The organism is Algibacter sp. TI.3.09 (genome assembly GCF_038154905.1).
GTDB lineage: Bacteria > Bacteroidota > Bacteroidia > Flavobacteriales > Flavobacteriaceae > Algibacter.
The window spans coordinates 170,824-184,539 of record NZ_JBAKAN010000005.1; the positions used below are offsets into that span (position 1 = coordinate 170,824).

Here is a 13,716-nt window from a genome sequence, read left to right on the forward strand (position 1 = left end):
GAAAACTCGTTACACTAATAAAAAAATATATGAAAGAAGTAAAGATAGAATCCACATTATACGTTTATGATGATTTAAATGAAACACCTGATGATGTTGTTGCATTAATGGGTAAAGCTATAGAAGCTCGAGATAAAGCCTATGCACCATATTCTAAATTTCATGTGGGCACTGCCATACTTTTGGATAACAATGAAATAATTACAGGTAGTAACCAAGAAAACGCATCATACCCATCTGGTTTGTGTGCCGAGCGCACAGCAATATATTATGCAGGAGCAAAGTATCCAGAAGCAAAAATTGTACGTATGGCTATAACGGCGGGTTCAAAAATAAAAACAACTTTAACGCCTATACCTCCATGTGGTGCTTGCCGCCAATCTATCGCCGAATATGAGGTGAAACAAGATAGCCCAATAGAAATTTATTTTATGGGCGAAACAGGTAAAGTTGCTAAGTCGAATTCATTGGCTAATTTATTGCCTCTAGGTTTTGATAAATCAGCGCTTTAGATTTTTAAAAAATCAGTATTCGTTCAAATTATTTGAAGATAATTTAAAGGCGTTCTCAAATTAAGTTTTTTTAATATTTTTTTCACTTTAAGGGCATTGGGTTTTTACAATTACTTGCAATGTGTTACTTTTGTCTTTCGCGAAATAAAAACATTAATACTAGTCGATGCAAAAAATCACAAAAGAGGTTTACCTCAAATGGTATGAAGACATGTTATTCTGGAGAAAGTTTGAAGACAAGCTAGCTGCCGTTTACATTCAACAAAAAGTAAGAGGATTTCTTCACTTATACAATGGTCAAGAAGCTGTTTTAGCAGGTGCTTTGCACGCTATGGATTTGACTAAAGATAAAATGATAACCGCTTATCGTAATCACGTTCAACCTATTGGTATGGGAGTAGATCCTAAACGTGTTATGGCAGAATTATATGGAAAAGTAACAGGAACATCTCAAGGTATGGGAGGTTCTATGCATATTTTTTCTAAAGAATTTCGTTTTTACGGTGGTCACGGTATTGTTGGTGGTCAAATTCCTTTAGGCGCAGGTATTGCATTTGGCGATAAATATCACGGTAGCGATGCCGTTACTTTATGTTGCTTTGGTGATGGTGCTGCACGACAAGGTTCTCTTCACGAGGCATTCAACTTAGCAATGCTTTGGAAGTTACCAGTAGTATTTGTTTGTGAAAACAATGGTTATGCTATGGGAACTTCAGTAGAAAGAACAGCGAACCATACAGATATATGGAAATTGGGTTTAGGTTATGATATGCCTTGCGGACCTGTAGATGGTATGAACCCTATTAAAGTTGCTGAAGCTTTTGATGAAGCTATTCAAAGAGGTCGTCGTGGTGATGGTCCAACTTTCTTAGAGTTAAAAACTTACCGTTACAGAGGTCACTCAATGAGTGATGCTCAACATTACAGAACAAAAGATGAAGTTAAGGAGTACAAGAAAATAGATCCAATTACGCAAGTAAAAGATGTTATTCTTGAAAACAAATATGCTTCTGAAGATGATATTAAAATAATCGATAAGCGTGTTAAAGATCTTGTTGCAGAATGTGAAAAATTTGCTGACGAATCTCCATACCCAGAAAAGCAACAGCTTTACGATATGGTATACGAACAAGAAGATTATCCATTTATACAACACAAAATATAAGCTATGGCAATAGTAGTAAATATGCCTCGTTTAAGCGATACCATGGAAGAAGGTACCGTTGCAGCTTGGTTGAAAAAAGTAGGAGATAAAATTGAAGAAGGCGATATTTTAGCTGAAATTGAAACGGATAAAGCCACAATGGAATTTGAGTCTTTCAATGAAGGTACTTTGCTTCATATTGGTGTTCAAGAAGGTGAAACTACTAAGGTAGATGAACTTTTAGCTATTATTGGTGATGAAGGTGAAGATATTTCTGCCCTTTTAAACGGTGGTGGTACTTCCGCGGAAGCGACTGAAGAAAAAACAGAAGAAGCTGCTCCTGCAGTAGAAGAAACTAAAGAAGCAACAGCAGCATCGGCAGAATTGCCAGAAGGTGTTATAGTTGTTACCATGCCACGTTTAAGTGATACCATGGAAGAAGGTACTGTTGCAACTTGGTTGAAAAAAGTAGGAGATAGCGTTGAAGAAGGCGATATTCTAGCTGAAATTGAAACAGATAAAGCAACAATGGAATTTGAATCATTCCAATCTGGTACTTTATTATTTATAGGTTTGCAAGAAGGCGATTCTGCAAAAGTAGATGAACTTTTAGCTATTATTGGCCCTGCGGGAACAGATGTTTCTGGAGTTGCCTCTAGTTTTAGTACGGCTGCACCAGCTGCTAAAGCAGAAGCTCCAAAAGCTGAAGCGAAAAAAGAAGCTCCTAAAAGTGCGCCTGCACCAGCTGCTCCTTCTAAACCTAAAACAAGTGCACCTGCTCCAACGCCAGTAACGGCAGACGGACGTGTACATGTATCTCCATTAGCAAAAAAGCTAGCTGAAGATAAAGGTATTAATTTAACAAAAATACAGGGGTCTGGAGAAAATGGACGTATTGTAAAACGTGATATAGAAAATTACGAGCCAGCAACTTCTGCTGCAGCAGCGGGTAAATTTGTACCTTCTGGCCAAGAAGATTTTGATGATGTTGATAATTCTCAAATGCGTAAAGCAATTGCTAAAGCGTTAACAAACTCTAAGTTTTCTGCACCACATTACTATTTAAGTGTGGAGTTCGATATGGAAAACGCTATGTCTTTCCGTGCTCAGTTTAACTCAATTCCTGATACTAAAATATCTTATAACGATATTGTTGTTAAAGCTTGTGCTTTAGCGTTAAAACAACATCCTCAAGTAAACTCTCAGTGGTTTGCAGATAAAATGAGATTAAACAATCACGTACATATTGGTGTTGCAGTAGCAGTTCCAGATGGTTTGGTTGTGCCAGTTGTTAAGTTTGCAAACGAGCAATCGTTACCACAAATTGGTGGTGCGGTTAGAGAACTTGCAGGTAAAGCTAAAAACAAAAAATTAACTCCCGACGAAATGCAAGGTAGCACATTTACTGTGTCTAACTTAGGTATGTTTGGTATCGATACATTTACATCGATTATCAATCAACCAAACTCTGCAATTCTTTCTGTTGGAAATATTGTTGAAAAGCCAGTGGTTAAAAACGGACAAATTGTTGTTGGACATACCATGAAGTTATCATTAGCATGCGATCATAGAACGGTTGATGGCGCTACAGGTGCTTTATTCCTTCAAACATTAAAAGGATATATTGAAAACCCGGTAACCATGTTAGTGTAACCAGATTTTTCAAAATCTAAATATAAAGACCTGTTTCATATTATTGAAGCAGGTTTTTTTTATCTTTAATTTTTAAATTGAAATATGAAAAATATATTAAGTCTTAGTTTAGTAATGTTTGTTTTTAGCTGTGCTGCTCAAAATAAAATAGAAGAAAAATCTATTAAAACAAGTTTAGAGTATTTAGCATCCGATGCTTTGGAAGGGCGAAGTACAGGGAGTATTGGTATAGAGAAAGCAGCCGTTTTTATAGAGAACTTCTTTAATGAAAATAATGTAAAACCTTATTTCGAAACTTATAGAGATACCTTTAATCTAAAGGATATCACAGGCTATAATGTTGTAGGCTATATTGAAGGTAATGATCCTGTTTTAAAAGATGAATTCGTGATTTTAGGTGCGCATTACGATCATATTGGTACGGCAAAAGAAGTTAATGGCGATGTTATTGCAAATGGAGCTAACGATGATGCTTCGGGTACAGTAGCTGTTATGGAATGGGCAAAATATTTTTCTGAAACTAAAACTAATAAGCGTAGTGTTTTGTTTACGCTTTATGCTGCAGAAGAAATGGGTTTAAAAGGTTCGGGACATTTAGCTGAGCGTTTAAAAAACGATAGTTTAAATGTATACACCATGATTAATTTCGAGATGATTGGTGTGCCTAGAGCACAAGGAGAAACTATGGCTTATGTTACCGGTTATAAAGAATCGAATATGGCAGAAAAATTAAACGGTTATGCTAATGCTGAAATTATAGGATTCCTGCCAAAGGCTAAAGAGTTTAATTTATTTAAACGTTCGGATAATTATCCATTTTACCAGTCTTTTCAAATTCCGGCGCAAGCCATTTCAACCTTCGATTTTACAAATTTTGATTATTATCACCATGTGGATGACGAAACTGAAAACATGGATTTTAAGCACATGACGAACTTTATAAATAAAATGATTCCTGCTCTAGAAGGGATGATAAACGCTTCAACTAAAGAAATAAAACTTACCAATGAGTAAAAATATAATTATTACAGGAACAAGTAGAGGTATTGGTTTTGAGTTGGTACAACTTTTTGCAAACGAAGGGCATAATGTATTGGCGCTTTCGCGGAATGAAAAACCTATTAGTAATTTAAATTTAGAAAACGTTACTTGTTTTTCTTTCGATTTAAATGACGGAAAGGCTTATGAGAAAGTTGAAACTTTTATTTCTGAAAATTGGAAACAAGTTGATGTTTTAATCAATAACGCTGGAGCTTTACTAAACAAACCGTTTGCAGAAATAACAATGGAAGATTTTGAAGCGGTTTATAAAACAAATGTCTTTGGTGTTGCCGAAATAACAAGAAAAGTACTGCCGTTTATGCAGGCTTCAAGCCACGTGGTTACTATTAGCTCTATGGGAGGTGTGCAAGGCAGTATGAAGTTTCCTGGCTTATCAGCCTATAGTTCTAGTAAAGCAGCCGTAATTACGCTTACAGAGCTCTTAGCAGAAGAATATAAAGAATCTGGTATTGCTTTTAATGTATTGGCTTTAGGAGCTGTGCAAACCGAAATGCTGGAAGAAGCTTTTCCTGGTTATCAAGCACCAACTACAGCTTTAGAAATGGCTCAGTATATTTTCGGTTTTTCACTTAACGGAAATAAGTATTATAACGGTAAAATGTTACAGGTTTCTAATTCTACCCCGTAATGTAAATACTCTTTAGAAGTTGTTTTCTTTTTAAATCGTGAATTATGTTAAAATGTTTTGGTGGATAAAAAGTCTTTTTGCATCGTTTAATACTTGTTAATTTGTGAGATTCGTTAAACTGTTTAAGAGGTTTATGCGAGTAAATTTAGATAGATTGATGATGGTTTGGGTAAGAAAGTGTAAAATCCGATAATCTGTTTTGTGTTTAAAAAGTGGATTTTTTGAAGTTTTTATGTTAAAATCTAACTTGTTTTTATGAATTTTTATCGTTGAAATGCATAAAAAGCAGATATTGTGCGTTAAATTTTAACTTTTTCCTTCGTTTTTTAGTTGTAGGTTTTTATTTTCCACACCTTTGCCTATGCATTGTAAATAATACTTTGCACAAAACCTAAATTAACTCAATTGAAAAAAGTCCTCTTTTTGGCTTTTGCTCTTCTAGTATCTTGTTTTGCAAAAGTACATGCGCAATGCGATGAAGTAGTAACTTATAATGTTTGTGACATGACAATCGTTGATAAGGATGCTGACGGAACGCCCGACGGAATAATTAATTTATACGACGTTTATAATGCTCTTCCTGGAGTTTCAACGCCAATAACATCGGCTTCGGGTACTTGGTTCGATCCAAATTATAATTTCTCCCTAGATGTATCTACTGGCGATTTATATTTATGGGATTTAAAAGATGCTTCGGTTGATATCGATTCGTACCAATTTCAATTAATCGATACATCTAGTGCGTGCCCCGATGGAATAAAAACACGATTAAATATTGTTCTCGGCCCTTTTGAAGGGAAACCTTTGCCTCCTGCAGGAGTTAATGATGCCAATGTTACGGTATGTCAAGCCGTGCTAGCTGGTTTCGATTTATTTCAAGTCTTTGAGTCGCAACCATCACCTCATAAAAATGGTGTTTGGGAGTTTGTAGGGAATATGGGAGACCCAAGTAATTTTAAAGGCTTAAGTATTGAAGGTAAGTTTAATGCCGAAATTCCTTATGAGCCTTACGGTGATCTAGTAGAGTTTGACGTTTTCGAATTTAAATATACCGTTTATGGTGTGTCGCCATGCGATTCAGAAAAAGTATCTCATTTTAAAGTAGAAGTTATTCGTGATGTACTTTCCGGAGAACCTTCAACTTATGATATTTGTGAGAGTGATATATTATCTGGAATGTGGGATGCAGATATTGATTTAACTGATGATAGATTCCTTGTAGGTGAAGATGTAGAAGGTACTTGGAAATCTGCTTTTGATCCTACAAACCAAATTTCAAACCCAGCAGATTCTAATATTAATATTAGAGAGGTTTACGATAATTTAAAAAGTAGTAAATCTAATTTTGGCTGTAGAGAGTTTACGTATACATACTCGGTAGAAGCGAGGTCTTCTTTAACCGATTGCCCAAGTAAAGAATCGGAAGTGGTATTTAGAATTTACGAACCTATTAAGCCCTTTTATCAAGCTCAGCCTTTAGAAGTGTGTTTGGATGATAATAAGCCAGCAGGTATAAGCTTGTACAACGAATTAATTTTTACAACAGAAAACAGTGTATTATATAATTATCCAGAAGTATTTGGGTGTAACTCGTGGAGTTTTATTTCAGGACCTTCGGATATTAGAACAGATACCGATTCTGGTTATATTGATTTAAATACACTTACTCAAGCCAATGCAGGTACCTACGTTTTTAGTTACTATGTTTCTAGTTTGTGTAATACTTGTGGAAGTAGTGGTACGTCGCCATGCGATCCTAAATTCACTTATGTTACTGTTGTTTTATTGCCTAATAATTATCCAGGTGAAGACACTGTAGGTATGGAGTTTTGCGAAAATGATCCGTTAATAGCAAGTCCTTTAGATCTGTTTTCTCGTTTGAATACCAATAGTGTTGATGGCCCAATTTACCAAGGACCTTTAGGAACATGGGTTGATAATATTTCTGGAGAAACTATTACAAACCCAACAACCTACGAGTTGCCCCAAGTTAAAAATAGTCAGCTTTTCGATTTTACTTATTCAACTGTAACAGAAAAAGGCTGTATTAATTCGGCAAATTTATCGTTTACAGTTTATGAAGAATATACAGCTGGTGTAGATACGCTATTAGATGTTTGCGATAATAATGGTGTTGTTGATTTGTTTGATGAATTAGACGGAAATCCTAGTGGAACAGGAATCTGGACAGGGCCAAATGGATTTATTACAACCGATTATAAAGCTGAATTTGATCCAAAAACTGCTGATGCCGGAGTTTATACTTATACAGTTCCTGATAATTTAACGCCAGAAGGAACAACTATGTGTTCTGGTAGTGAGGCAACTATTACGGTAACTCTTTATAAGAGTCCAAGTGCAGGTGAGGATGTTGCTTATGATGTGTGCCGATCTGATTTGGAAATCGATTTAATAGATTATCTAGATGATTCAGCTAACAGCGGTGGTGTTTTTATAGATGTAGATAATGGTGATTTACCCATAGGGAATTTATTAGATGTTTCTCAATTGGTGGCTGGAGTTTATAATTTTAGATACGAAATTCAAGGGCATGCTTCATGTCTTTTAGATACAGCCTTAATAGAAATTACTATTTCTGAGGTTGAGGTGCCAACAACATCTAATCAAACTTTTTGCGCTGTAGATGGTGAAACCGTTAATAGCTTAGTCGCGAATAATGGATATGATTTTAATTGGTATGATACAGCCATTGACACAACTCCATTACCACTAGGGACTATTTTAATAAACGGCGAAGACTATTTTGTTGCTGCTTTAGATGAAAATGGTTGCGAATCTCCCAAAATAGCCATGACGGTTACTATCCTATCTTTTAGAGATGATAATTGCGAAAGTTGTATTAAAGATGGTGTATCCGTTAATGGTGATAGTGTAAACGATGTTTTCGATTTATGTAATTTACCGGAAACCTATCCAAATTTCGAATTAAATATTCATAACAGATATGGAGTTACTGTTTATAAAGGCATAAAAAGCACACCGTTATTTTCGGGTAAATCGAATGTCTCGGGAACACTAGGGAATCAATTGTCTTCTGGAGTTTATTTTTATGTTTTCGATCCGAAAGACGGGATGACTAAACCTTTTCAGGGGAATTTTTACTTAAGCAAATAAGTTGATGAAGATAAAATTATTTATACTATTTATAGTTTGTAATCTGTCGGTTTTTGCACAGCAAGAACCACAGTACACACAATATATGTACAATATGAGCATGGTGAATCCTGCTTATATGATAAACGAACCAAGCCTTGTAGAAGTTGGTGCTTTATACCGAACACAATGGGTAGGGATAGACGGAGCACCAAAAACAACTAATGTTTTTGCTAATATTCCATTGAGTGAAAAAATAGAATTAAGCGTTAATTATTTAAATGATAATATAGGTGGAAATGTAAATACAAGTGAAAACGTATTTAATGTAGATGCAGCTTATAAAATTAATTTAAACAAGGAGCTTAATTTGTCTTTTGGATTAAAAGCCGGCTTCGATCATTTAAATTTTAGTGCTATTGGTAGTAATGTGTCTGCCGATCCTTCTTTTGGAAACACTAATAAAACGGTTTTAAATATTGGAGCAGGAGCCTTTTTGTTTCATAAAAATTATTACGTCGGGTTATCGTCACCAAATTTAATTCCTGCCGATTTAAGTGTTAATGATGATGTGATATACAACAATAGTATCCATGGGTTTTTAATTGCAGGTTATATTTATGAATTGAATGATTTGTTCAAAATAAAACCATCAACTGTTATGAAATTTGCTGGAGGAGCGCCTTTATCTTTTGATGTTTCTGCAAATGTTCTTTATGATAATAAGTTCGAATTAGGAGTGTCTTATCGTTATCAAGACGCTGTTTCTGGTTTGGCTGTTTTCAACATAACACCAGATTTACGCATCGGTTATTCTCACGATTTTAATACGAGCCAATTAAAAAGTTATAACAATGGAAGTCACGAGTTTGTTTTGCTTTATAGGTTTGATGTATTAGGTTTAAGTAAAAAATATTCATCTCCAAGATTCTACTAATATGATTAAGAAAATAACTTTAATTTTTGCAATCTGTTTTATGTCTCAGTTGGCTGTTGGCCAAAAATCTAGAGGCGATCGTTTTTTCGAAAAAGGAGATTACATCAACGCAGCAAAATATTACGAAACGGCCTTAGAAAAGGAACGTCATAAAAAAGATCTAGAAAATATAGCGGAATGTTATTACAATACGTTTCAGTATCGATTAGCATCTCGACATTTAAAGCAATTGGTAAAAGGTCGATTTGGCGAAAAGGACAAAAGTTACAACAATGAATACAACTTCAAGCTGTATCAAATACTTTCTGCTTTAGGAGATTATGAGGCTGCTTTGGTGTATTTAAAATTGTATAAAGAGAATAATTCTGCAACGTTAGATGTTGCTGAATCTATCGAAACCATTGAAACTTTTAAGCTTAAAACACCCGATTACAAAATTGAAAAAGCGCAGTTCAATTCTGAAGCTTCAGATTTTGGAGCGGTAAAGTTTGGAGATAGTGTTTATTTTACTTCCGATAGAGATGTAAATCAATTATTCGGAAAAACTTATAAATGGACGCATCAGCCATTTTTAGATATTTATGTAGCTGCTGTAAACAAGGATATTGATACCGTTGGCTATACAAAAGCATTGCCGAAAAATATCAATTCTAAATATCACGAAGGGAATTTCTGTTTTAGTAAAGACGGTAATACCTTATATATTTCAAGAAGCAATATTGTAGATGGTAAGCGTGAATTTAACAATGCCAAAACCAATGATATTCACATTTATAAGTGGGTAAAAGAGAATGGAAAATGGTTGGAGCCAGTGAAATTAGCGTTTAATAAAAACGGATTCTCATATCAGCATCCAGCTTTAAGTCCAGATGGGAGTAAATTATACTTCTCGTCGAATTTAGAAGGTGGTTTTGGAAGTTTCGATTTGTATTACGTCGCTTTAAGTGAAGATGAAATTAGCGAGCCCGTAAACTTAGGTGCTACAATAAATACAGAAAATAGAGAACACTTTCCATTTATATCAGAAGAAGGACATTTGTTTTTTGCTTCTAACGGACATTTAGGTTTGGGTATGTTGGATAATTTTGTTTCGGAGTTGGTGGATAATGCGTTTACTGCGCCAACAAATTTAGGTGTGCCAATCAATTCTCAATACGATGATTTCGGAATAAATTATTACAACGAAAATGAAGGCTTTTTTGCTTCGAATAGAAATAAAAAAGACGATAATATTTTCAAGTTTAAACAATCGGGACCAATATTTATTAGAGAGTATATCAATACATTTGAAATTCGAGATGCTGTTACAAAAGAATATATTCCTAACGCTCAAGTTGTTTTAAGCAACCGCAAAAAAGCAGAGATTTATAGCAATACCTTAGATGATACTTCTGTTTTTAACATGAATTTGTTAGCAGATCATTACGATCTTAAAGCTGAAAGTGAAGGGTATTATGCAAAAACACTCCCTGTAGAAGTTTTAGAAAAACAAGATCAAAAACATGTATTGTATTTAAAGCAAATTCCGCCACCGCCACCAGTAGTTGTGGATCCCGTGGAAGCTATAATTACAGAAAAGAAAATAGATAAGAAATTAAAAGAAGAAGATCCAACGAGGTTTGCTTTGCTTACCGATGTCGATGGACCTCCAGTTATAGAGAAAGATGGTAAATTATTTTTTAAGTTAGCGCCTATTTATTTTGATTTTGGAACTTGGAATATTAGAGCAGATTCTAAAAAAATATTAGACGAATTATCTGCGAAATTAGAACGTTATCCTGATATCTATTTAAAAATTAGTGCGCATACTGATAGTCGTGGTAGTGCAAAATACAATCAAATTTTATCAGAGCGTCGTGCAGAATCTACAAGAAATTACATAGCTTTGGAAGGTTATATTAACGCTCGTAGATTATCGTTTAAAGGCTTTGGGGAAATGGAGCCTATTGTGCCGTGCCCTATGCTAAATTGTACAGAAGAAGAGCACCAGCTTAACAGACGAAGCGAGTTCGAAATTATTAAATATTAAAGTTTTATGAAGCAATATAAATGTGTCATTTTCGATTGCGATGGTGTTTTGGTGGATAGTGAACCTGTAAGCATACAGGTGTTAGTAGATATCGCAAATGAATATGGAGCGAATATTGATTTAGCTTACGGAATGAAACATTTTAAAGGAAGTTTCTTCGATGCCTGTAAACGTATGATTTCTGAATTAGCACAAAAACAATTACCAGATTCTTTGGAAAGTGAATACAGACAGCGCAGTTTTGAAGCTTTTAAAAAAGATATGAAACCCGTTGAAGGGGTTAAGGATGTTCTTGAAAATATAAATAGACCATTTTGTGTTGCATCTAGCGGTCCAGAAGATAAAATAGAACTTAACTTAGGGCTTACCGGTTTGTTACCTTTCTTCGAAAATAAAATATTTAGTTGCTATAAAATCCAAAAATGGAAACCAGATCCAGCAGTGTTTTTATGGGCAGCCGAAACTATGGGGTTTAAGCCCGAAGAATGTGTTGTAATTGAAGATAGTATATCAGGAGTTCGCGCGGCAAAAGCTGGTGGATTCGATGTTTTTGGCTACGTAGCTCACGATTATAACAACCAATTAAAAGATGAAGCTACCCAAACTTTTGATAGTATGGATAAGCTTTTAAGTATGATTTAAACACTTATTTGTTACATGAGGCTGGAGTATAGGCTTCATTGAAATAATAAAAAACCCAATTTCCATTAAAAATATATCTATGAAGAAAAAGTACGCTTTAATTGCATTTCTGTTTTTGTCTTTAAATGTTATGGCGATGCAAATTTTTGTTAAACTTAGTGATGGTAAGACTATAGCCTTAGAGGTTGAAGCAAATGATACAATTGATAATGTAAAAGCAAAAATTCAAGATAAGGAAGGTATACCTCCAAATGAACAAGTTTTAAAATACAACGGTCAGACTTTAGAGGATGGACGTACGCTAGCTGATTATAATATTCAAAAAGAATCTACTTTGTTTTTAGAGTCGTCTACATTATCAGTAAATAATTTAGCGAATGTAGAGCGTAAATTATCTGTATATCCGGTGCCTGCTAAAAATTATATTTCTATTTCTAATTTAAAAGAAGTTAAAACATACCGCATTCTAAATGTACTAGGGCAAGGAGTTCAGGAAGGTGTTGTTTCTAGTAGTAAAGATCGAGTTGATATTCAAAGTTTAGATAGAGGGTTTTATGTTTTGAGTTTTAAAAATGAAGACTCATTGCGTTTCTTGAAAGAATAAACACCTTTTTTTATTGAAATCTCTAGACGGAATCTTTCTGTCTATTCCTTTCTTAAATTATTGATAGCATCTACAACAGCACTATGGCTAACAGGATTGTTTGCAAAATGTTCAACTAGTATCACTTTTTCTGCATCGTTGGCTTCAAATTGATTTAAAATATTCATAAGGTGCATTTTCATGTGTCCTTTTTGAATTCCAGTAGTTGTAAGCGAACGCAATGCTGCGAAGTTTTGTGCTAATCCTGCAACTGCTACAATAGACATCAACTCTTTTGCCGATGGTTTATGGAGTAATTCTAAAGCTAATTTAACCAAAGGGTGTAAGCCTGTTAATCCGCCAACGGTTCCCAAAGCTAACGGTATTTCCATCCAAAAGGTAAATATGCCGTTTTCAATTTTAGCATGCGATAAGCTACTGTATTTTCCATTTCTAGAAGCATAAGCATGTATGCCAGCCTCTACAGCTCTAAAATCGTTTCCGGTGGCAAGTACAACAGCATCAATACCATTCATAATACCTTTATTGTGGGTTACGGCTCTATAAGGTTCTACTTCTGCAATATTTACAGCTCTCACAAATTTTTCAGCGAAAGCTTTACCAGAAATGGCTTTATTTTCACTTAAATCTTCAACCTTACAACTTACCTCGGCACGCACTAAACATTCGGGTACGTAGTTAGAAAGGATGCTCATCACTATTTCTATATGCTTTTCTTCTTCAGAAAAACCAGAAAATAATAAAGCTTCATTTTTAAAGGTTTTTGCGAATTGCTCCAAGCAAGAATTTATAAAATTCGCACCCATCGCATCTAGCGTTTCAAAAGAGGCATGCAATTGATAATAGCCTTCAATGTCGGCTGTTTTATCTCGTAATTCAATATCTAGAATACCACCGCCACGAGCTTCCATGTTTTTGGTAAGTGGCTTAGCTTCGGTGATTAATTTTGGTTTTACGGTGGTGAAAAACGATTTTAGATTTTCAAAATCACCATGAAACATAAAATGAACTTGTCCAATTTTTTTAGTAGAAATTACGGTAGTTTTAAAACCACCTCTGTCTAGCCAAAATTTTGCAGCTTTACTTGCTGCGGCCACAACAGAACTTTCCTCAATAGCCATCGGTATGGCGTAAAGCGTTTCGTTTATTAAAAAGTTAGGAGCAACACCAAGGGGTAAGTAATAATTACTAATGGTGTTTTCTATAAACTCATCATGTAATTGCTGTAGTTTTTCGTTATCGTTCCAGTATTGTTTTAAAACAGCTTTAGTGTTTTCTGCATTAGCAAAATAGGTGTTTGCAATCCAGTCAATTTTTTTAGATTTAGATAATTTTGAAAATCCGGCAATCGTTTTACTCATAATTTGTTCATTTAACGGTGTAAAGATAAT

11 protein-coding genes are annotated in these 13,716 nt (G+C 34.7%); 10 read left to right on the plus strand and 1 reads right to left on the minus strand.

Annotated elements, in window-relative coordinates:
* The first annotated feature begins 29 nt into the window (after window positions 1-29).
* The 10 genes from cdd (at window position 30) to V6246_RS15560 (ending at window position 12,325) form a co-directional block, all read left to right on the plus strand.
* Window positions 30-512: a cytidine deaminase gene (gene cdd / locus V6246_RS15515; protein ID WP_341561372.1), complete on the plus strand. Its 483-nt coding sequence runs from the start codon at window positions 30-32 to the stop codon at window positions 510-512.
* A 166-nt stretch (window positions 513-678) separates the two neighbouring features.
* Window positions 679-1,677, plus strand: coding sequence for a pyruvate dehydrogenase (acetyl-transferring) E1 component subunit alpha (pdhA, locus tag V6246_RS15520; protein ID WP_341561373.1), 999 nt, complete (start codon window positions 679-681; stop codon window positions 1,675-1,677).
* A gap of 3 nt (window positions 1,678-1,680) precedes the next feature.
* Window positions 1,681-3,309, plus strand: a complete 1,629-nt coding sequence (locus V6246_RS15525; protein WP_341561374.1) for a pyruvate dehydrogenase complex dihydrolipoamide acetyltransferase — start codon at window positions 1,681-1,683, stop codon at window positions 3,307-3,309.
* Window positions 3,310-3,393: 84 nt separating this feature from the next.
* Window positions 3,394-4,323, plus strand: a complete 930-nt coding sequence (locus V6246_RS15530) for a M28 family metallopeptidase (RefSeq protein ID WP_341561375.1) — start codon at window positions 3,394-3,396, stop codon at window positions 4,321-4,323.
* Window positions 4,316-4,999: an SDR family NAD(P)-dependent oxidoreductase gene (locus tag V6246_RS15535; protein ID WP_341561376.1), complete on the plus strand. Its 684-nt coding sequence runs from the start codon at window positions 4,316-4,318 to the stop codon at window positions 4,997-4,999. Before V6246_RS15530 ends, V6246_RS15535 begins: the two co-directional genes overlap by 8 nt.
* Before the next feature lie 405 nt (window positions 5,000-5,404).
* The gene (locus V6246_RS15540) at window positions 5,405-8,134 is read left to right on the plus strand and encodes a T9SS type B sorting domain-containing protein (protein WP_341561377.1); all 2,730 of its coding nucleotides are present in this window, start codon (window positions 5,405-5,407) and stop codon (window positions 8,132-8,134) included.
* Window positions 8,135-8,138: 4 nt separating this feature from the next.
* The gene (locus V6246_RS15545; protein WP_341561378.1) at window positions 8,139-9,050 is read left to right on the plus strand and encodes a PorP/SprF family type IX secretion system membrane protein; all 912 of its coding nucleotides are present in this window, start codon (window positions 8,139-8,141) and stop codon (window positions 9,048-9,050) included.
* 1 nt (window position 9,051) lies between these two features.
* Window positions 9,052-11,079 carry an OmpA family protein gene (locus V6246_RS15550; RefSeq protein WP_341561379.1) on the plus strand — a complete coding sequence of 676 codons (2,028 nt, stop codon included), beginning with the start codon at window positions 9,052-9,054 and terminating at the stop codon, window positions 11,077-11,079.
* A 6-nt stretch (window positions 11,080-11,085) separates the two neighbouring features.
* Entirely contained in the window at window positions 11,086-11,721 is a 636-nt protein-coding gene (locus V6246_RS15555) for an HAD family hydrolase (RefSeq protein ID WP_341561380.1), read from the plus strand.
* 79 nt (window positions 11,722-11,800) lie between these two features.
* Entirely contained in the window at window positions 11,801-12,325 is a 525-nt protein-coding gene (locus V6246_RS15560; protein ID WP_341561381.1) for a ubiquitin-like protein, read from the plus strand.
* A gap of 41 nt (window positions 12,326-12,366) precedes the next feature.
* Here the strand turns inward: V6246_RS15560 and V6246_RS15565 are convergent, their stop codons facing one another.
* Window positions 12,367-13,686 (minus strand): hydroxymethylglutaryl-CoA reductase, degradative, encoded by a 1,320-nt coding sequence (locus V6246_RS15565; protein WP_341561382.1) that lies wholly within the window; start codon window positions 13,684-13,686, stop codon window positions 12,367-12,369.
* Window positions 13,687-13,716: the final 30 nt, after the last annotated feature.